The organism is Polaribacter sp. WD7, from assembly GCF_003335085.1.
Lineage (GTDB): Bacteria > Bacteroidota > Bacteroidia > Flavobacteriales > Flavobacteriaceae > Polaribacter.
Map to the genome: position 1 here is coordinate 543503 of NZ_QPEJ01000017.1, position 21117 is coordinate 564619.

General features: G+C 28.4%; 24 protein-coding genes. 9 read left to right on the forward strand and 15 right to left on the reverse strand.

Annotated elements, in window-relative coordinates; all coding sequences use genetic code 11:
* Nucleotides 1-17 precede the first annotated feature (17 nt).
* From DUT90_RS08825 to nadC, 5 genes are all read right to left on the reverse strand, one after another.
* On the reverse strand, nucleotides 18-578 hold the full coding sequence (locus DUT90_RS08825) for an HNH endonuclease (protein ID WP_309477132.1): 561 nt from the start codon (nucleotides 576-578) through the stop codon (nucleotides 18-20).
* Between the two features lie 53 nt (nucleotides 579-631).
* Nucleotides 632-1300 carry a GTP cyclohydrolase I FolE gene (gene folE / locus DUT90_RS08830; RefSeq protein WP_408962308.1) on the reverse strand — a complete coding sequence of 223 codons (669 nt, stop codon included), beginning with the start codon at nucleotides 1298-1300 and terminating at the stop codon, nucleotides 632-634.
* 154 nt (nucleotides 1301-1454) lie between these two features.
* Entirely contained in the window at nucleotides 1455-2819 is a 1365-nt protein-coding gene (hisS, locus tag DUT90_RS08835; protein ID WP_114426787.1) for a histidine--tRNA ligase, read from the reverse strand.
* 95 nt (nucleotides 2820-2914) lie between these two features.
* On the reverse strand, nucleotides 2915-3859 hold the full coding sequence (locus DUT90_RS08840; protein ID WP_114426788.1) for a YihY/virulence factor BrkB family protein: 945 nt from the start codon (nucleotides 3857-3859) through the stop codon (nucleotides 2915-2917).
* A gap of 35 nt (nucleotides 3860-3894) precedes the next feature.
* Entirely contained in the window at nucleotides 3895-4755 is an 861-nt protein-coding gene (gene nadC / locus DUT90_RS08845) for a carboxylating nicotinate-nucleotide diphosphorylase (protein WP_114426789.1), read from the reverse strand.
* Nucleotides 4756-4921: 166 nt separating this feature from the next.
* On the opposite strand from nadC, the gene rlmH reads away from it, so the two are divergent.
* The 5 genes from rlmH to DUT90_RS08870 are packed head-to-tail and all read left to right on the forward strand — an operon-like array spanning nucleotide 4922 to nucleotide 8956.
* The gene (gene rlmH, locus DUT90_RS08850; RefSeq protein ID WP_114426790.1) at nucleotides 4922-5395 is read left to right on the forward strand and encodes a 23S rRNA (pseudouridine(1915)-N(3))-methyltransferase RlmH; all 474 of its coding nucleotides are present in this window, start codon (nucleotides 4922-4924) and stop codon (nucleotides 5393-5395) included.
* A gap of 57 nt (nucleotides 5396-5452) precedes the next feature.
* On the forward strand, nucleotides 5453-6031 hold the full coding sequence (locus DUT90_RS08855; RefSeq protein WP_114426791.1) for a non-canonical purine NTP diphosphatase: 579 nt from the start codon (nucleotides 5453-5455) through the stop codon (nucleotides 6029-6031).
* 51 nt (nucleotides 6032-6082) lie between these two features.
* Entirely contained in the window at nucleotides 6083-7111 is a 1029-nt protein-coding gene (locus DUT90_RS08860; protein ID WP_114426792.1) for an iron ABC transporter permease, read from the forward strand.
* The gene (locus DUT90_RS08865; RefSeq protein WP_114426888.1) at nucleotides 7104-7904 is read left to right on the forward strand and encodes an ABC transporter ATP-binding protein; all 801 of its coding nucleotides are present in this window, start codon (nucleotides 7104-7106) and stop codon (nucleotides 7902-7904) included. The genes DUT90_RS08860 and DUT90_RS08865 overlap by 8 nt, the downstream gene beginning before the upstream one ends.
* A 44-nt stretch (nucleotides 7905-7948) precedes the next feature.
* A complete protein-coding gene (locus DUT90_RS08870) occupies nucleotides 7949-8956 on the forward strand; it encodes a M28 family metallopeptidase (protein ID WP_114426793.1) in 1008 nt (335 codons plus the stop codon).
* A 113-nt stretch (nucleotides 8957-9069) separates the two neighbouring features.
* On the opposite strand, the gene DUT90_RS08875 is transcribed toward DUT90_RS08870, so the two are convergent.
* Together DUT90_RS08875 and holA are read right to left on the reverse strand one after the other, a co-directional pair.
* The gene (locus DUT90_RS08875) at nucleotides 9070-9522 is read right to left on the reverse strand and encodes a DUF1569 domain-containing protein (RefSeq protein WP_114426794.1); all 453 of its coding nucleotides are present in this window, start codon (nucleotides 9520-9522) and stop codon (nucleotides 9070-9072) included.
* Nucleotides 9523-9582: 60 nt separating this feature from the next.
* Nucleotides 9583-10584 (reverse strand): DNA polymerase III subunit delta, encoded by a 1002-nt coding sequence (holA, locus tag DUT90_RS08880; RefSeq protein WP_114426795.1) that lies wholly within the window; start codon nucleotides 10582-10584, stop codon nucleotides 9583-9585.
* Between the two features lie 17 nt (nucleotides 10585-10601).
* On the opposite strand from holA, the gene DUT90_RS08885 reads away from it, so the two are divergent.
* Both DUT90_RS08885 and DUT90_RS08890 read left to right on the forward strand, forming a co-directional pair.
* Nucleotides 10602-11054 (forward strand): type I restriction enzyme HsdR N-terminal domain-containing protein, encoded by a 453-nt coding sequence (locus DUT90_RS08885; protein ID WP_114426796.1) that lies wholly within the window; start codon nucleotides 10602-10604, stop codon nucleotides 11052-11054.
* 90 nt (nucleotides 11055-11144) lie between these two features.
* Entirely contained in the window at nucleotides 11145-12143 is a 999-nt protein-coding gene (locus DUT90_RS08890) for a glycosyltransferase family 2 protein (protein ID WP_114426797.1), read from the forward strand.
* A 7-nt stretch (nucleotides 12144-12150) separates the two neighbouring features.
* On the opposite strand, the gene DUT90_RS08895 is transcribed toward DUT90_RS08890, so the two are convergent.
* From DUT90_RS08895 to nusB, 8 genes are all read right to left on the reverse strand, one after another.
* A complete protein-coding gene (locus DUT90_RS08895; protein WP_114426798.1) occupies nucleotides 12151-12771 on the reverse strand; it encodes an L-threonylcarbamoyladenylate synthase in 621 nt (206 codons plus the stop codon).
* Between the two features lie 71 nt (nucleotides 12772-12842).
* A complete protein-coding gene (locus DUT90_RS08900) occupies nucleotides 12843-13544 on the reverse strand; it encodes a response regulator transcription factor (RefSeq protein WP_114426799.1) in 702 nt (233 codons plus the stop codon).
* A gap of 10 nt (nucleotides 13545-13554) precedes the next feature.
* Nucleotides 13555-15123, reverse strand: a complete 1569-nt coding sequence (locus DUT90_RS08905; RefSeq protein ID WP_114426800.1) for a sensor histidine kinase KdpD — start codon at nucleotides 15121-15123, stop codon at nucleotides 13555-13557.
* 103 nt (nucleotides 15124-15226) lie between these two features.
* A complete protein-coding gene (gene coaE, locus DUT90_RS08910) occupies nucleotides 15227-15823 on the reverse strand; it encodes a dephospho-CoA kinase (protein WP_114426801.1) in 597 nt (198 codons plus the stop codon).
* A 1-nt stretch (nucleotide 15824) separates the two neighbouring features.
* Nucleotides 15825-16685, reverse strand: coding sequence for a CdaR family protein (locus tag DUT90_RS08915; protein WP_258848531.1), 861 nt, complete (start codon nucleotides 16683-16685; stop codon nucleotides 15825-15827).
* 178 nt (nucleotides 16686-16863) lie between these two features.
* Nucleotides 16864-17184, reverse strand: a complete 321-nt coding sequence (gene yajC, locus DUT90_RS08920) for a preprotein translocase subunit YajC (protein ID WP_114426803.1) — start codon at nucleotides 17182-17184, stop codon at nucleotides 16864-16866.
* 5 nt (nucleotides 17185-17189) lie between these two features.
* Complete coding sequence (locus tag DUT90_RS08925; RefSeq protein WP_114426804.1) at nucleotides 17190-17657, reverse strand: DUF1573 domain-containing protein; 468 nt, start codon at nucleotides 17655-17657, stop codon at nucleotides 17190-17192.
* 56 nt (nucleotides 17658-17713) lie between these two features.
* Complete coding sequence (nusB, locus tag DUT90_RS08930) at nucleotides 17714-18652, reverse strand: transcription antitermination factor NusB (RefSeq protein WP_114426805.1); 939 nt, start codon at nucleotides 18650-18652, stop codon at nucleotides 17714-17716.
* Between the two features lie 145 nt (nucleotides 18653-18797).
* On the opposite strand from nusB, the gene DUT90_RS08935 reads away from it, so the two are divergent.
* The gene (locus DUT90_RS08935; RefSeq protein ID WP_114426806.1) at nucleotides 18798-20552 is read left to right on the forward strand and encodes an ABC transporter ATP-binding protein; all 1755 of its coding nucleotides are present in this window, start codon (nucleotides 18798-18800) and stop codon (nucleotides 20550-20552) included.
* Between the two features lie 78 nt (nucleotides 20553-20630).
* On the forward strand, nucleotides 20631-20990 hold the full coding sequence (locus DUT90_RS08940; RefSeq protein ID WP_114426807.1) for a PUR family DNA/RNA-binding protein: 360 nt from the start codon (nucleotides 20631-20633) through the stop codon (nucleotides 20988-20990).
* Nucleotides 20991-21117: the final 127 nt, after the last annotated feature.

Below are 21117 nucleotides of genomic sequence, written 5' to 3' on the forward strand. Positions count from 1 at the left end.
TAATTTAACATTACAACTTAAAAATCAACTACTTCTCCCCAATTTTCACCAGTTTTAATTCTTTGTAATTGCATTTCTGAAATTCCGAATTGTTTGGCAATCATTTTTAACCGTGTTTTTCTATTAGGGTCAAAAAGTTTCCTCTTAATCAACTTTACCCTTCCTGCATTTAATTTTGCATTTGCAGGGATAAATTTTTCTCTTGTTTTGTAATGTGGGTTTTTAAATTGATGAACCTCTTTTTCTCTTTTAGTAGTCCACTGTAAGTTATCTAAATGATTGTTTTTTTTATCGTAGTCTTTGTGAATTACAAACCTGTGTTCTTCTGACTTTTCTAAAAAAGTTTGTGCCATTAATTTATGAACATACAACGCTCTTCTTTTTGATTTTTCGTTGCTTAGTTTTACATAAATAACTTCATAATCATTAATGTACTTTTGTTGCAATAAACTTTGTACACCATCGCTTTCTTTGATAACCCTACCATAGTTAGATATGATAAACTTTTCTACTTTTTTAAAACGACTATCTAATTCTATTTCTTTCCATAGCTCATTTGGATAATTTCTTATCATCATAATAAACTATATTTAATTTATAATAAGGATCAGTATAACAATTAAAAATTTAATTAATCAAAATCTGTATCCATTTTTAGGTAATCTAAAAATTCTCTTTTGGTTTCCTTTTCTTTGAATTTTCCTCCAAACTCTGCAGTTACTGTAGAACTTTCTATATCTTTAATTCCTCTGGAGTTTACACATAAATGCTTAGCATCTATAACACAAGCTACGTTATCTGTGCCGAGAGCTTCTTGCATTGCTTGCACAACTTGCATTGTTAATCTTTCTTGAACTTGTGGTCTTTTTGCAAAGTACTCTACAATTCTGTTCATTTTAGACAAACCGATTACTTTACCATCAGAAATATATGCTACATGAGCACGTCCAATGATTGGTAATAAGTGGTGTTCGCAGGTGGAATATACAACAATATTTTTTTCCACCAACATTTCTCCGTAATTGTAATTATTGTCAAATGTAGATGGTTTGGGCATGTTTTTTGGATTTAGTCCCATAAATATCTCATTTACAAATGCCTTAGCAACTCTCTTGGGTGTACCTTGTAAACTATCATCAGTCAAATCCATACCTAAAGTTTGTAATATATCTTTTACACTTTCTTGGATTTTAGCTATTTTTTCTTCATCAGAAATATCAAAAGCATCTGCTCTTAAGGGTGTTTTTGCAGAAGTACCAACATGGTTTTCTCCTAGCTCTTCTATTCTATCGTCATTCATTTTGCTGTTCAATTCAAACATTTCAATCTAAATTATAAGGTACAAATTTACGCCTTTATTTTGTATAATTTAGATAATTTATAAACTTAGACAAACTGAAAATAAATACTTTAATTTTAAATTGCTTCTTAAGTCTGTCAAATATTAATAGTAATTATTTTACTTTTTCTATGATTTCATTTAATGAACAGGTTAACTGCTCAAAGTTTTCCATATTTTTTAGTAAATAGGTATCATTTTCTACTTTAGAAACTACATATTGTATTTCTCTGTTTGTAGCATATTTCCATTGTTTTTTTTGCTGATTATTACTGCCTGCCAAATCAGGATACATTTCAGATTTTACACCTCTATTTCTTAAAACTGTTATAGCTTTCATTTTTGCAATATCTGTTGTTTTATCAAAATTTAAAAAGAGCACTTTGGGCTTGGGCAAGTTTACAGATTTAAATAATTCTAACTCTTCTAAGACCAGGTAAATTCTATCTAATCCAAAAGAAATACCTACTCCAGAAACATCTGGCATTCCAAAAATACCTGTCAAATCATCATATCTTCCACCGCCACCAATAGAACCCATTTTTACACCTTTTGGTGCAGCAACTTCAAAAATAGCACCTGTATAATAATTTAGCCCTCTTGCCAGCGTAACATCTACCTCTAAACTAGCAGATGTTAAACCTAATTGGTCAATAGCATTTATAACAAAACGCAACTCCTCTACTCCACTTTTTCCTTCTTCTGATGCAGCTAACATTTGCTGTAGAGCATCTAATTTTTCTAAGTTTGACCCTTTAAAACTAAATAAAGGCGCTACTTTTTTTATGGCATCTTCTGTAATACCCTTGCTAAGCATTTCTTTAATAACACCTTCTCTACCTATTTTATCTAATTTGTCTAAAGCAACAGTAAAATCTATTAATTTATCTTGTGCGCCTATAACTTCTGCAATACCTGATAATATTTTTCTATTGTTAATTTTTATTGTAGTTCCTTGTAATCCTAACTGCGAAAAAACAGTATCATATAACTGAATAAATTCTACTTCTTGCCAAAGAGATTTACTACCAACTACATCTGCATCGCATTGATAAAACTCTCTAAAACGTCCTTTTTGAGGTCTGTCTGCTCTCCAAACGGGTTGTATTTGGTAACGTTTAAAAGGAAATGTAATTTCATTTTGGTGTTGCACAACATATCTTGCAAAAGGGACTGTTAAATCATAGCGTAATGCTTTTTCTGATATTTGACTTATTACCTTTGTACTTTCTTTGTTTGAAAGTAACTTTTCATCAGCTTTAACTAAAAAATCTCCCGAATTTAAAATCTTAAAAATTAAGCGATCACCTTCTTCTCCATATTTTCCCATTAATGTAGAAGAATTTTCGAAACTTGGTGTTTCTATAGGTTGAAAACCGAAAGTTTCAAAAGCTGTTTTAATCGTATTCATAATATAGGTACGATTGGCAACTTCTGTTGGTGAGAAATCTCTTGTTCCTTTTGGGATACTTGGTTTCATATAAATCTATTATCAGTGTTATTTATCAATTATCAACTAGAGCAATATATACGAAATGATAATTTTTAATTGAGTGCGCAAATATCGTGAAAAACTTATAATTTTTTAGGGGTTGTAAAGGTTTTATTTCCTCTTCTTAATGCATAAATAGATGCATTTAACTCAAAACCCAACAATAAAATAATGGCATTTAACCAGATAAATAACATTAAAATTAACAACGTCCCTATTGAACCGTACAACTCGTTGTATTTGGCAAATTCATTTACATAAAAACCGAATAAATAAAAGGTGAGGATAGATAAGATTGTTGTAAATACTGCTCCTGGAGAGAAAAAACGAGAGTGTTTGCCCTCTTTTACTCCATAATGATATAAAATAGAAACTGTTATAAAAATCATACTTAGAAAAATAAAACCTCTACCCATTTGTAGCCAAACTAAGTTGTCTTCTAACCAACCAAGGGTAACCAAATCTTTTAAAATTAATTCGAAAAAAAGAATAAGAACAACTGTAATTACTAAAAAAAATACAATGATGATTGAAACAAACATTGCTATAAAATATGATCTAAAAACGTTTCTAACTTCTTTGACATGGTACGAATACTCGAACCCTCCAAAAATAGCATTTATCCCATTTGTCATTAAAAAAATAGAAGCTATAAATCCGAAAGACAATAATCCACCATATTGATTTTTAATAATATCTACCAGAACAGAATCTACAGCATCAAAAGTTTTAGGTGGTAACACATCTGCAATTATAGAAAGTAAACCTTCTTGAGCTCCGTCTATGGGTACAAAAGGAATGAGTGTGAGTACAAAAAGTAAAAACGGAAAAATAGCCATAAAAAAACTATATGCTATACCTCCTGCTCTTGTTGTTAATGCACCTTCTATAATACCAATAATATACATCTCTATGACATCATACAAAGACATACCTTCTAGTCTCGGAATTTTTATCTTCTTTCCAAAACGCACCAATATATTTACTATTGGAAGTTTATCTAGTTTGTCTTCTATTTCTTTAGTCATAAGTAGCATTTTAGCTTCTAACTCTTGTTGTAAAGCTAATCTATTGCTTTTAAACTTAAATCCATATTGTAAACAGAATGTGTTAATGCACCAGAAGATATATAATCTACCCCACACTCTGCATAATTTCTGATGGTTTTTTCATTAATTCCTCCAGAAGATTCTGTTAAACAAGTATTACCAATTAATGCTACAGCTTTTTTAGTATCTTCATAATTAAAATTGTCTATCAAAATTCTATATACACCTTTATTTGACAGAATTTCTTTGATTTCATCTAGACTTCTTGCTTCTACAATTATTTTAATATCAAGATTTTTTTGTTCTAAATATTTTTTAGTTTTTGTAATGGCTGCTGTAATTCCTCCTGCAAAATCGATATGATTGTCTTTAATCATTACCATATCATATAAAGCAAATCTATGATTTTCTCCACCTCCTATTTTTACTGCCCACTTTTCTAAAGCTCTAATTCCTGGAGTTGTTTTTCTTGTATCTAATACTTTTGTTTTTGTACCTTCTAACAAATTGGCAAAAAACTTTGTTTTTGTGGCTATAGCAGACATTCTTTGCATTGCATTTAAAACCAAACGTTCTGCCATTAATATAGATTGAGATTTTCCTGAAACATGAAAAACAACATCACCAAATTTTACTGCTTCACCATCTTGTATAAACGTTTCTACTTTTAAGTCTGCATCTACATATTGAAACACTTGTTTTGCAAAAGCAACGCCAGCTATAATCCCTTCATCTTTTACCAATAATTTTGCTTTCCCTTTAGCATTTTTAGGAATACAAGACAATGAAGTGTGATCTCCATCTCCAATATCTTCTCGTATTGCATTTTTAATAATTAAATCTAATTCTTTTTCAAATTGTACTTTTGATATCATTCGTTATAGCTTTATAATGATGTAAAAATAAGAATGATTTTCAATTTTATGTGAGTTCTGATGATTTTATGTTCTAAAACTGATAAGTTTGTAGTGAAAAAATAAAATGATTTTTTGATGGTATTTTCTAAAAATTCGAAAAATTACTAGAAATGACAGTTTTAATATGAAGATTAAATTACTTGCTATTGGAAAAACGGATAACAAAAATTTAATTCAATTGATTGATGAATACCAAAACCGTTTAAAACACTATATAAAATTTGAGTTAGAAATTATTCCTGACATTAAAAACGCGAAAAATCTTAGTGAAACTCAACAAAAAGAAAAAGAAGGAAGTTTAATTTTATCTAAATTGCAAAATACAGATCAATTGATCTTATTAGACGATAAGGGGAAAGATTTTACTTCTATCCAATTTTCTAAATATTTACAAAAAAAAATGAATTCTGGCCTCAAACAACTTGTTTTGGTTATTGGGGGACCTTACGGGTTTTCAGAAGCTGTTTATAAAAAAGCTCAAGGAAAGATATCTTTATCTAAAATGACGTTTTCGCATCAAATGATTCGTTTGTTTATTGTAGAACAATTGTATCGAGGTTATACAATTTTAAAGAATGAACCTTATCATCACGAATAGTAATAGTCAAATTTAAGTATTTGCCTATTCTGGATTTAAAATGATTATTTTTGCATTATGAAACTTGTTTTTGCTACAAATAACCTTAATAAATTAAAAGAAGTTCAAGAGATGTTACCTAAATCTATAACTCTTTTAAGTTTAAAAGATATCAATTGTTTTGATGAAATTGAAGAAACAGAAACTACGCTAGAAGGTAACTCTAAGTTAAAAGCAGATTATATTACCGATAAATTTGGATACAATTGTTTTGCGGATGATACTGGGTTAGAGGTTTTTTGTTTAGACTTAAAACCTGGAGTGTATTCTGCTAGATATGCTGGTGAGCCTACAAACTCAGAAAAAAACATGCAAAAATTATTGTCTGAATTACGTAACCAAAAAGAGCGAAATGCTCAGTTTAGAACCGCTGTTGCTTTAAATCTAAATGGTGATAAATTTCTTTTTGAAGGGATTTGTAAAGGAGAAATCTTAACAGAAAAACAAGGTGACAAAGGATTTGGATATGATCCTATTTTTAAACCAAATGGGTTTGATGACTCATTTGCAACAATGAGTTCTGATGAAAAAAATAAAATTTCTCATAGAGGTTTAGCCATTCAAAAATTAGTAGATTTTTTATCTAAATACAAATAACAACTCTAGGTTTTTAGCATTTTTAAAACATGTTAAGTCTTATTTATAATAATGGAACAAAAATCATTCAAAAAACATTTTATAGTACTATCAATAGTATTGGTAATTTTATTTTTTGTTAATGTAAGCTTAGGTTCTGTTGCTATTCCTATAGATGATATTGTTAACACTATTATTGGTAACTCTAGTTCAAAAGAAAGCTGGCAAACTATTATTCTTAATTTTAGGTTACCTAAAGCAATAACTGCCATTTTAGTAGGCTCTGGTTTATCTATTTGCGGTTTGTTAATGCAAACTTTATTTAGAAATCCGCTTGCTGGTCCTTTTGTACTTGGTATTTCCTCTGGAGCAAGTTTGGGGGTTGCTATTTTGGTTTTAGGTTCATCTTTATTTGGTGGGTTGCTATTAACAAGTGGTGTTTCTAACTGGTCTTTACCAATAGCCGCTAGTTTAGGTGCTTTTTTGGTGCTTTTTGCAGTTATTATAACTGCCAATACTATACGAAATACCATGTCTATTTTAATTATTGGTTTAATGTTTGGTAGCTTAACCTCTTCTGTAATTAGTGTTTTGGCTTATTTTAGTGAAGCAGAAAGAATTCAGCAGTATTTATTTTGGAGTTTTGGAAGTTTAGGAAATTTAACTTGGAGCGAATTATCTGTTTTTGGTTTTATATATAGTATTGGTATTTTAGCTACAATATTACTTATAAAACCCTTAAATAGTTTTTTATTGGGAGAAGATTATGCGAAAAGTTTAGGTATCAATATTAAAAAAAACAGAAACCTTATTTTACTAATTACTAGTATTTTAACCGGGGTTATTACTGCTTTTTCTGGACCAATTGCTTTTATTGGTTTAGTTGTACCACACATAGCTAGATTGTTATTTTCTAGTGCTAATCATAAAATATTACTGCCTGCAGTTGGTATTTTAGGGGCTATTATTTTATTAATTTCTGATAGTATTGCACAATTGCCAACAAGTGAATTTACCCTACCCATTAATGCCATTACGTCTTTATTTGGTGCACCTATTGTAATTTGGTTACTTGTTAGAAAAAAAAGAATGTATGTCTAAAAAACTCAATAAACATAACATTCTTAAAACTGAAAACCTCTGCATTGGTTATCAAAACAAAAAACATCAACAAGTTGTACTTTCTGATATTAATATTGCTATTGAAAGCGGAAAATTGATTGCTGTTTTAGGAAAAAATGGAATAGGAAAATCTACGCTATTACGAACGCTTTCTAAAATCCAAAAACCAATCTCTGGAAATATTTATTTTGAGTCTAAAAATATTACTACACTTTCTGAAAAAGAACTCTCTAAAAAATTAAGCTTAGTACTTACAGAACGTTTACCAGAAAGTCAGTTAACCGTATACGAATTGGTTGCTTTAGGTAGACAGCCTTATACAAATTGGATTGATAAGCTATCTGAAAACGATTTTAAAAAAATTGATACGGCCTTACAGCAAACAGAAATTTATCACCTAAAAAACAAACGTTTTTATGAGTTAAGCGACGGACAACTACAACGTGTTTTAATAGCAAGGGCCTTAGCACAAGATACAGAAATTATCATTTTAGACGAACCTACAGCTCATTTAGACCTACACAATACAATCAAAATATTTTCGCTTCTAAAAAAATTAGTTTCAGAAACTAATAAAACTATTCTAATTTCCTCTCATCAAGTTAACTTAGCTATTCAGTTGGCAGATTATGTGTTGCTTTTAAAAGAAAATAAATATGAGTTTGCAACACCAAAACAGCTCATTCAAAAAAAAGCGTTTACCAATCTTTTTCCAGAAGATTTGGTTTACTTTAATTCTAATTTACAACAGTTTATCATTAAAGACATTTAACTTTTATTTGTTTATTTTTGATGTTCTTAAAAACTCATTCATTCATGAAAAAAATTATATTTCTATTAAGTGTAATTGCACTTACAGGTTGTGCTTCTAATATAGAAGCAACCAAATTTGCCAAAAGAATAAAAGCTAAAGATTTACAAAAGCACTTATATATTTATGCCTCTGATGAATTTGAAGGTAGAGATACAGGTGAGCCAGGACAAAAAAAGGCAGTTGAATATCTAAGAAATTACTACACAAAAAATAAAATTACTGCTGCAAAAGGAACAGAAAATTACTTTCAACCCATCTCTTCTGCATGGTTAACCAATGCTTCTAGAAGAGGATCTTTAAAAGATTCGGAAAATGTATTAGCGTTTATAGAAGGTTCAGAAAAACCAGAAGAAATCATTGTAATTTCTGCTCATTTAGATCATGTAGGTACTGAAAATGGAGAAATTTATAATGGTGCTGATGATGACGGTTCTGGTACTGTAGCAATTTTAGAAATTGCTGAAGCTTTTAAAAAAGCAGCTAAAAAAGGAAACGGACCAAAAAGATCTATCTTATTTTTGCATGTTACCGGAGAAGAAAAAGGTTTATTAGGTTCTAGATATTATACAGAACATCCTATTTTTCCACTAGCCAATACTGTAGCTAATTTAAATATAGACATGATTGGTAGAGTTGATAAATTTCATCAAACAGACTCTAATTATGTATATTTAATTGGTTCTGATAAGTTAAGTACAGAATTGCATGAAATTTCTGAAAATATTAATAAAAAATACGCCAATATCAACTTAGATTATAAATATAACGATGACAATGACCCCAATCGTTTTTACTATAGATCTGATCATTATAATTTTGCAAAACATAACATTCCTGTAATTTTTTATTTTAACGGAACTCATGCAGATTATCATAAACCTACAGATACTCCAGATAAAATAAATTATGAGTTACTTGAAAAAAGAGCTCGTTTAATTTTTCATACAGCTTGGGAAATTGCTAACAGAAAAGAAAGAATTATAGTAGACAAAGCTGTAACTAAAAAATAAGGTATTTATAAAAACAAAAAAAATCACGCAAAATGCGTGGTTTTTTGTTCTAAAGATTGACATTATTCAAATAAAACAGAATTGTTTTTAGTGTTAATCATCATCAAAAAAAGTTAGACTCCAAACTGTGTTAGATGATGATCTAAATGTTTATAAAGCATATTATTCCATTCATTTTTGTTTAGTACTCCAAAAGAGTGTGATTCTTTTCCATCAAAATGAGCAGCTCCTAATTCTTGTGTCTTGTATATATAATCTACCAAACGTTTTTTTTCAGCTAGAAACTCTTTTTCACCTGTAATGATAAACTGTGGGGCAGTTTTCCCATTTTTAGCATAAGGTTTATCAGAAACCACAACTTTTTTAATAAAGGTTTTTAAAATAAATCTTGTAAACGCATTTGGTTTTGGATGATTGTTGGTATACATCATTTCGTAAGTAACGCAACAATGTGCTAGCATTTGTGCAACAGACATTTTACCCCAATTAGGTTGAGTTGATGCTGTTAAACTTTCAATTCTATCAATAACTTCTTGACTTCCTTTTTTATTAAAAATATCTTTCATTTTGGTTGATTTTTATTTTGTTCACTAAAAAATACTATCGTAAACTCTTTGGGTGTAGGTTTAATGAAGAATTTTAAATAACAATTCTTTTAAAATATCTTTATTAGATAAATTGGCTCCTACTCCTTTACTCTTTACATCTGCATCTCGTAAAATTGCTATATTTTGGGCTACCTTTCTCATAGGATAATTTCTAGCAGCTAAAAAATACTCATCAACAAAATAAGGACTAACACCCAAAGATTTAGCAACCATATTTTTAGATTTATCTTGCAAACCATGAAAAAGTAATAATTGAGTAAAAAAACTATTGAGTAATGAAATGGTCATTACTAAAGGATTATTTTTAGGGTTTTCTGCAAAATAATTGATTATTCTGTTGGCTTTTGTTGTGTTCTTTTCTCCAACAGCTTTTCTCAACTCAAAATTATTATAATCTTTAGAAATCCCAATATTTTCTTCTATATGTTGATCGTTGATGATCGTTTCTTTTGGAAGAATTAACATCAACTTAGACAATTCGTTTGCTATTTTACTTAAATCTGTTCCTAAAAACTCTACTAACATTTGAGCTGCTTTTGGCTCTATATGATATTTTTTTCCTCCTAAAACACGTCTAATCCAATCAGAAACTTGATTTTCATATAAGGTTTTACTTTCATATATAAGTCCGGTTTTTGCAACAGCTTTATGTAACTTTTTTCGTTTATCTAATTTCTTATATTTATAGTTAATTACCAAAATAGTAGTTGGCTGAGGATTTTCTGCATAAGACACTAATTTTTCTATAGTTCTACTTAAATCTTGAGCTTCTTTAACAATTAAAACCTGTTTTTCTGCCATCATTGGATAGCGTTTTGCTGCACCAACAATATCTTCTACACTCACATCTCTACCATACATTACTTGTTGATTGAATCCTTTTTCAGACTCTTCTAAGACGTTTTCTTCAATAAAATCAGAAATTTTATCTATGTAATAAGGCTCATCTCCCATTAAAAAATAAATAGGCTTTAGATTTCCTTGTTTGATATTAGAAACTATAGTTCTTATGTCGTTCATTTTCTTACTTTTGATTGATGCAAAAACTCAATCTACCAACTTATCATTTTAAACTCAAAAATAGCGAAAATAAGACGCTTATTTTTGATAATTTGAGAAAAAAATACCTGGTCTTGACACCAGAAGAATGGGTACGCCAACATTTTGTTCGTTTTTTGGTTGATGACAAAGATTACCCTACCTCATTAATTGCTATAGAAAAGCAATTAACTATAAACAATAGAACTAAAAGAACAGATATACTTGTTTTTAACAATATGGGGCATCATGATATTGTAGTGGAGTGTAAAGCGCCGTCTGTAAAAATAACTCAAGATACTTTTGATCAAATTGCGCGTTACAACCTAAAATTGAAAGCAAATTTTCTAATTGTTACCAACGGTTTAGAACATTATTATTGTAGAATGGATTTTGATAATGAAACTTACATTTTTTTAAAAGAAATTCCTGATTACAAAAGTGCTCTGTAATCTTTTTTGCGTTTAAAAAACATCAATAGAGTTTGTCAAATTAAGAAAACTTTAGCCTAAAACTCAGTATTTAAGTGTAAATTCGCATCCTTGAAATTAGCAATTGTTATATTAAATTGGAACGGTAAAAAGCTCTTAGAACAATTTTTACCATCTGTTGTGAATTATAGTTCACAGCAAGCAGATATCTACGTTGCAGACAATGCTTCTACAGATAATTCTATAGCTTATGTTAAAGAATTTTTTCCTTCGGTTAAAATTGTCAAAAATGCTACTAATGGCGGTTATGCCAAAGGTTATAATGATGCTCTGCAATCTATAAACGCAGACGTGTTTTGTTTACTAAATTCTGATGTTGAAGTTACAAAAAATTGGCTATTACCCATTATTGAAGTTTTTAAAAACGATGAAAAAACTGCCATTATTCAACCAAAATTATTAGATTTTAAAAATAAAACAACATTTGAATATGCTGGTGCTGGTGGTGGATTTATAGATTTATTTGGATATCCTTATTGTAGAGGGCGTGTTTTTAATCACCTAGAAAAAGACAACAATCAATTTAATGATATTAGTGATATTTTTTGGGCTTCTGGTGCTTGTTTATTTATAAGATCTGAGGTTTATAAAAAAGTTGGCGGGTTAGATGAAGATTATTTTGCCCATCAAGAAGAAATTGATTTGTGCTGGAGAACACAAAACATTGGTTACAAAGTAAAATATGTTGGACAATCTACTGTTTATCATGTTGGAGGAGCTACACTGCAAGAAACTAATCCGCAGAAAACCTTTTTAAATTTTAGAAATAGTTTGCTAAATGTGGTAAAAAATGTACCTAAAAAATGGTTTCTATTTGTAATTTTTTCGCGTTTGATTTTAGATGGTATTGCTGGAATTAAATTTATTTTAGAAGTAAGACCTGTGCATACAATTGCCATTTTAAAAGCACATATGAGCTTTTATAAAAACATTTTACCTTTTTTAAAGAAAAGAAAAAAACTATCAAAAAAACAAAATTACAATTTACATACTAGTATTGTATGGCAACACTTTGTTTTGGGTAAAAAAAAGTTTGATGATTTAAATTAGTAAGACATTATAAAACATCTAAACTACCCTTACCTTCTCTTATTACGTTGGGCACATCTTCTGTTAAATCTATAATAGTTGACGCTGTATTATCTCCATAACCACCATTTACAACAACATCTACTTTACTACGCCATTTCTCGTAGATGAGTTCTGGATCTGTTGTATATTCTAAAATTTCATCATCGTCTCTAATAGAAGTAGATACTATTGGGTTTCCTAAATGTGCTACTAAAGTTCTAATAATATTGTTATCTGGAATACGAATTCCAACTGTTTTTTTCTTTTTAAATATTTTTGGCAAACTACTATTTCCTGGTAAAATAAAAGTATACGGCCCTGGTAGCGCTCTTTTTAAAATCTTAAATGTTGCCGTATCTATTTGTTTTACATAGTCAGATAAATGACTTAAACTATCACAAATGAAAGAGAATTTTGCTTTATCTATCTTAACACCTTTTATTTGTGCTATTCTTTCTAAAGCTTTTGTATTTGAAATATCGCAGCCTAAACCATAGACTGTATCTGTGGGATAAATAACCAAACCTCCTTTTTTTAATATTTTTACAACCTTATCAATTTCTTTTTGATTAGGGTTTTCATTATATATTTTGATAAATTCTGCCATAGATTAAAGGTACAAAAAACTCAACTTAAAATTAAGTTGAGTTATTTTATAAGGGAAGTATTTAATATTGATTAAGATTTATCTACCAATCTAAAACCTTCTCCATGTATGTTTAATATCTCTACATTTTCATCTGTTTTTAAATATTTACGCAGTTTAGCAATGTAAACATCCATACTTCTTGAGGTAAAGTAATTATCATCTCTCCATATTTTTGTCAACGCTAATTCACGTGGCATCAAATCGTTTTTATGAATAGCTAACATTCTTAACAACTTGCTTTCTTTAGGAGATAATTTTGTAGGTTCTCCATCTTCACCAATCGATAAATGACGTAGTTTAGAGTTGAAAAAGAAACCTCCTATAGTAAATTCAAATTGTTCAGATTCTGTTGATTTATCTGTTTCTTTTCTTTGTAAAATTGCTTTTATTTTATGTAACAATACTTCAGAATCAAAAGGTTTATTTAAATAATCGTCTGCTCCTACAGCATATCCTTTTAACACATCTTCTTTTAAGGTTTTTGCTGTTAAGAAGATGATTGGAATTTCTTTATTGGTACTTCTTATATCTTGTGCCAAAGAAAAACCATCTTTACGAGGCATCATCACATCTAAAATACACAGATCATAATCACTATTTTTAAACATGATTAAACCTTCTATACCATCTTTAGCATGTGTAACATTATAGTCATTTAATGCTAGATAATCTTTTAAGACTGTACCAAAATTTGGATCATCTTCTACTAATAAAATTTTTTTACTTCCCATTTTATACTTTTTAAATTAACGGTAGTTTAACTGTAAATATGCTTCCTTTTCCTTTTTCACTTTCTACAAATACTGTTCCATGATGTTTATCTACAATTTCTTTTACATAAGCTAAACCTAACCCATGTCCTTTAACATCGTGTATATTTCCTTTTTGTTCTCTATAAAACTTATCAAAAACTTGTTTCTGAACTACTTTACTCATCCCAATTCCTTCATCTTTAATTTTAAAAAGAAAGAATTTATTGGTACTTTCTGTATACACATCAATTTTAGGAGAACCTAGAGAATATTTTAATGCATTCTCTAACATGTTTACAACTACGTTGGTTAAATGGAACTCGTTTCCACTAATCTCTGAAGTAATCGCCTCAAAATGAGTGTTTATATTTCCTTTTCTATCTTTTATTAGTAGGTTGACGTGAGAAATAGCATCATCAATAATGTCGTGGACATCTACAGTTTCCTTACTAATTTCTATTTGATTCTTTTCTAATCTAGAGATTCTTAATACATTTTCTACTTGAGCATGCATTCTTTTATTTTCATCTCTGATCATTTGAATGTATCTTAAAACCTTTTCATCATCACCCAATATTTTAGGATTTCTTATTGAATCTAATGCTAAATTTATAGTTGCAATAGGAGTCTTAAATTCATGGGTCATATTATTAATGAAATCTGTTTTAATTTCTGATATTTTTTTCTGACGTATTAATTGATATAATGAACTTGAAAAAGCTATAATTATAATAAAGATAAACAATAAAGAAAGTAGTAATATACCTGATATGCCTGCCAAAATATGTTCATTCTTAGTCGGAAACGTAACATATAGTTTATAATCTAACTCACCATCGGTTCCATATATAAATGGATAAGCGTAACCATTTTCTGTATTTATAGTATAATATCCAGATTTTAATTTTGTTGCCAAACCATCATTGGTGTACACGCCATACTTAAAATCAAGATCGATATCTCGTTTTTTTAACTCATCTGCAATAGTTTTTTTTAATTCTCTATTACTTATTCTTTGATGTATGGGTTTTATACTCAAAAAGTCTTTAAAAACCTCTTTGAACTGACTTTTTTCTACTGCTGCCATTCTCTGTGAAACAGAAAACCTACTTTCATCTGTATCTGTAAAGTAATTGTCTACACCTTTTATATAGCTTGAACTAAAAAAATCTTTTTTACCTGAAATTCGTTTCCAAATAATTGTATCGTTGTCTAAAAAATCTGTAGGTAGTTTAAAATTTTCTTCTAAAATTGTGGCTCCAAAAGTAAATTTTTGTTTTGTTGTAGTATCTATTTGTTGAAAAAGATAATTTTTAATTTGAGCATTATCTGCAACTCCTTTATCTCTAATAATATTTTCAATATCTTTCTCTAAACTAGCTTCTTCTTTGTCTGCAATTCTTTGAGAAACACTACCCAAAGATTTTTGCACATCATTTTTAAACTGTTCTTGTTTACTAGCTAATGCATTATTAATCCAATACACTTGTACAGCTATAATTCCTATAAGAGAAATACTCATTAAAATAACAATGAGAATAAACATCTTCTTACCCATGAACCAAATTTACTGCTTTCAAAATTTGATTTTAAGATTTTTAACCTAAATTAACAAATTATAGAAAAATTTAAGTAACTTTTAACAAAAACGTTGAATTTATTTAAATCAATTTACGCTTTTTTGTTAAAATATTATGGATATGATTTACTTGGTTTTTAGTTTCTATTTGAGCGAAATTAGTAATTAGGTAGTTAGATTGAAGTAATTTTTTATCTTCTTTCCATTGGTTATTTATTCTGTCTAAAATTGCATTTTCAGAAATATTGTCTCTATTTTTTATCCTGGAAATTCTAGTTTTTAAATCACAATAAACACTAATTATAAAATCACAAGTATGATGGCTTTTTGTTTCAAATAAAATTGCATTTTCATACAAAATATATTCTTTATTTTTATGTTGATTTACAAAGTTTTTGAAATGTTTTTTTACCTCTGGATGTACAATTGCATTTAATTGTTTTAAACTTTCTGGATTATGAAATACAATATTAGAAATATACTTTTTATTAAGAACATTGTCTTTGTATGCTTCTTTACCAAAAAATGCTTCTATTTTAGTTTTTACTTTTACTGAGGAATTTATTATGTTTTTTGCTTCTATATCTGCGTGATAAAAAGCAATGTTACCTAACTCTAAAAAAAAATTTACTACTGTACTCTTTCCACTGCCAATTCCTCCAGTTACACCAACTATCATATTATTTCTGAATTAAATAATCAATTTTACTAGGAACAAATTTAATACTTTTTACAAATGAAGGCTTTCTTACAATTTTTGGCACTAAATAATTTAAATTATTAGTTAAAGATATGTTGTAATCACATTCAACTTTAAATGAGTCTTCGTTTACTTTATTAAAATCTGATAGAGAAACTATAAAAGTTAAACTTATGGATTTTACTAAGGTTGTAATGTTAAAATCTTTGGGTACATTAATTATTTCAAAATCTACATTTATAGTACCTTCTGTAAACTTTTCTACTTTACCCTTTAGGGTAACAATTTCTGTTTCAAACCGCAAATTAGATAGCTTTTTGGGTTTTGCTATATGTATTTCTTTTGAAAAATTTTCTTTAACATTAGATAACTCAAAGGGTTCTAACTGAATTTCTTGCAATTGTTCTATTTGATTTTTTGGACCAGAAACTAAAATACTATCTGGAGAAATTGCAATTGCCTCAGACAAATCATACCCTATATGGTAATTAATTTTATAATTGGGTACCACTACTAATTTTTTACTTTGTAAACTACCCAAACTTAAAAATAAAGTATCTATTTCTATTTGCTGAAGGGTAACACCATCTGCAAGTTGATTTTTTATTTTTGAGAAATAATTTCTAGTTAAGACGTAATAAGTATTCGTGTTTTTTTTTGAAAGTGTATTAAGTTCTATATCTATTACCTTTTTTCTTAAGTTTAACATACTTATCTTAAAACCAGATGCTTTAACAGTAATTTCAATTGTTTTTTTGGGTTGTTTTTGTAACAACAAGTTCTGAGGGATATTAATATACGCTATAGGCACCTCTGTCGTTGTTACATATTCTTTAGACATTGTAATTAATACCCAAATAAGCATAGAAACAAACAAGAATCCTATGAAACTTTTTGAAATTTTTCTCCTTTTTTTCAAATTGATAAACTTATTTGTTGCAAGCTACATAAAAATGACACAAAAAAAAAGTGAGTTTTTTTACTATAAAAACTCACTTTTTTAAATTGTAAAATTTATTTTATTTTTTTACTGGGTTAGATTGCTTTTTACTAAGCTCCATAGAAATCGCAGAGCGTTCAAATCTAATTTTACCAGCACCTGTTTCTACAGTAACTGTATTGTCAGAAGAATTAATTTCTGCTATTTTACCATGAATCCCACTAGATGTTACCACTTTTGTTCCTTTCTTTATCTCTGCTTGAAATGCTTTTTCTTTCTTTTGACGGCTCATTTGTGGTCTTATCATAAAAAAGTAAAAAACGGCTATTATTGCCAAGAAAGGTAACATACTCATTAAACTTCCTGCTGCTTCTTGTAAAGCGATAATTGTAAAATTCATTATACTTATGATTTTTGTTTTGGTGTTACAGAACCTTTTAAGGTTAATACTTCTCTACCCGATTCTGTGTTTGTTGTTAATGTTACTGTTTTTTGTTGTCTATTTGGTTTACCTGAAGTATTAAATTTAACCTTTATTTCTCCTGTTTCTCCTGGTTTAATAGGGGCTTTTGGCCACTCTGGAACTGTACATCCACAAGACCCTTGTGCATTTGTAATTACTAAATCTGTTTTACCTGAATTTGTTATCGTAAAAGATGTTTTTACTATATCTCCTTCATTAACAGTTCCAAAATCATATGTTTTTTTATCAAAAGTAATGGAAGCTGTTCCTTTTTTAATCTCTGCATCTCTATTTACTGCTTGATCTAAGTTTTCTTTGTTTATTTTTTTTGCCGCATCAGCCCCATCTTTACATGCTGTAAAAAAAGATACCATAGTTATTGCCAATACTAAAAGTGTTATTTTTTTCATCTTAAATATTAATTAATTTGCGTAAAAATAGTAAATTATAGAACGATATCCATATTTTACAATAAACCTCTACCAATTTTAACGATTCTTTTATTTTTTAGAAAGTCTTTAGAAATTTTATCTAAAACTCCATTTATAAAGTAGCTACTTTTTTCTGTAGAGTAATCTTTAGAAATCTCTATATATTCATTAATAGTAACCCTTGTAGGTATTGAAGGAAAATGCACAAACTCAGTAAGAGACATTTTAATCAAAATCATGTCTATTTCGGCAATTCTATCACTTTCCCAATTTGGAGTTTTTTCCTCAATATCTGCCTCAAATTCTTTGTGTTTTAAAACTGTTTTTCTAAATAGATTAGCCACAAAATCTTCATCATCTTTGTCTTTATACAATGTACCCAACATAAAGGTTTTGTTCTCTTTACATTTACTAAGAGACTTAACAACCCAAGTATTCACAAAAGGAATATCATCTACCCAAGATATCATCTTGTCTTCATAATATTCTGCTAGTTTTTCATTTGGTGCAATAATTTCTTTAAAAAAATCTATAACAAAGGCTTTATCTACTTTAAAAGAATCCTCTACAGTATCTAAATATTTTTTATATAAATTATTTTTTTGTAATTCATCAAAAATAATTTTTACATACTCATCATCAAGTTCCCAATTTTTTAAACTGTTAACTTCCATATAACTTTCTACGCTAACACTTTCTGATATAGAGTTTATAATTTTGTTATCTATAAATTTTGTATTAGGTGCTAAATCCTCTTTTGTAGCTAATATTTTCTTTTTAGAAAGTGCAATTTTTTTAGCTGCAAGTTTTTGAACTTCTACTAAAAGTAAAAGATTTAGAACATATAAATCAAACATTTTTAAAATACTATGTTTTAAGAATTTTTCTTCCCTAATAATATCATCATTATGAGACTGTAACATAGCGTACACAGATTGCATTACTTTAACTCGAATATGTCTTCTGTTAATCATTTTCTAAAGAACTGGTATAAATATGGGTGCAAAAGTAGTGTTATTTTATTTTTAATTTGAATCCTTTTTAATTCTTTTTTAAGAAAAAGTTTAGTGGTTAATCTTGTATCTTCGTACTTCTATTTTAGATAATTAATTTACCCTTTTGAAAGAATTAAAATATATAAATAAGTACTTCTCAAAATACAAATGGCGTATACTTATAGGTCTTGTTATTACCATTTTAGCTAAACTTTTGGCATTAAAAGTACCTCAAATTGTTGGAGATTCTTTAAATGTTGTAGAAGACTATCAAAAAGGCATACTTACAGATTATGATGCTGTTACACATCAACTCTTAATCAATGTACTTATAATTATTGGAGTTGCATTGCTCTCTGGTTTTTTTACGTTTTTAATGAGACAAACAATTATTGTAACTTCTAGATTGATTGAATTTGATTTAAAAAATGAAATTTATCAGCAATACCAAAGACTATCACTTAATTTTTACAAGAAAAACAGAACAGGAGATTTGATGAATAGAATTTCTGAAGATGTCTCTAAAGTAAGAATGTATGCAGGACCTGCAATTATGTATAGCATGAACATGATTGTTTTGTTTGCTGTTGGTTTTACACAAATGATAAGCATAGATGTAACATTAACAATGTATACATTGATTCCTTTCCCTTTACTATCTATATCTATTTTTATACTTAGTAAGGTTATACATAAAAGAAGTACTGTAGTACAACAATATTTATCTACTCTAACCACTTTTAACCAAGAATTTATTTCAGGTATAAGCGTGGTAAAATCTTACGGTATAGAAAAGAGTATTATTCAAGATTTTGATGACATTGCAGATGAAAGCAAAGAGAAAAACATTCACTTACATAAAGCAAACGCATTGTTTTTTCCGTTAATGGTTTTGTTGATAGGAATTAGCAATATCTTGGTAATTTACGTGGGTGGAAAACAATATATTGATGGAGAAATACAGATAGGTACTATTATAGAGTTTATGTTGTATGTTAATATTTTAACATGGCCTGTTGCAGTTGTAGGTTGGGTAACTTCTATGATTCAACAAGCAGAGGCTTCTCAACTTAGAATTAATGAGTTTTTAAAACAAGTACCCGAAATTCAAAATAACAATACATCAACTACAGAATTAGAAGGAAAAGTAGAGTTTAAAAATGTTACATTTACTTATGATGACACTAATATTACGGCTTTAAAAAATATTAGTTTTGTTGTAAAATCAGGAGAAACACTAGCTATTTTAGGAAAAACAGGATCAGGAAAATCTACTGTTATAGAGCTCATTTCTAGATTATATGATACTGATAATGGTTCTATTTTTTTAGATGATAAACCAATTAAGAATGCTAATTTAGATGACGTTAGAAACCAAATAGGGTTTGTACCACAAGACCCTTTCTTATTTTCTGAAAGTATAGAAGACAATATTAAATTTGGTAAAGATGATGCTACAGAAGAAGAAATTATTACTGCAGCAAAAAATGCTGATGTACATAAAAATATTGTAGATTTTCCTAATGGTTATAAAACCGTTTTAGGAGAGCGTGGGGTAACACTTTCTGGAGGACAAAAACAACGTGTTTCTATTGCAAGAGCAATTATTAAAAAACCTAAAATCTTGATTTTTGACGATTGTTTATCTGCCGTAGATACAGAAACAGAAGAGAAAATACTATCGAATTTAGAACGAATTTCAAAAAACATTACTACTTTTATAATTAGCCATAGAGTTTCTTCTGCTAAAAACGCAGATAAAATCATAGTATTAGATAATGGTAAAATTACTCAACAAGGAACTCATAATCAACTAATAACAGAAGAAGGATACTACAAGGAACTTTACAATCAACAACTTTTAGAAAAAGAATTTTAATCTTTAACATTGCTAGATAAAATATTTTGTTAGATTTGTTTTAGATAACAAACATTATATAATAACTATTTTAAGATTATGGCAGAGAGAGTTGAACAGGAAGAAATTTTTTCTCAAGTATTAAGAGCAGGTAGAAGAACTTATTTTTTCGATGTTAGAGCAACAAAAGCAGACGATTACTACTTAACAATTACAGAAAGTAAAAAATTTACTCATGATGATGGAACTTTTCATTATCAAAAACATAAAATTTATTTATATAAAGAAGATTTTTCTGACTTTAAAGAAATGCTAACAAAAGCAACAGATTACATCATTAATGAGAAAGGAAATGAAGTAATTAGTGAGCGTCATCAAAAAGATTTTAAAAAGGAAGAAACAAATGAAGAAACAAGTTCTGCACAGAATTTTACAGATGTTTCTTTTGACGATATCTAAAAGTTAAAATTTTTATATTAAATTTTATGAAAAACACCATTTATCTTTAAAGATAAATAGTTTAATTCAAATTCAATTTACATCTACAACTAACCGTAAGATTTACTTACGGTTTTTTTTATAAATA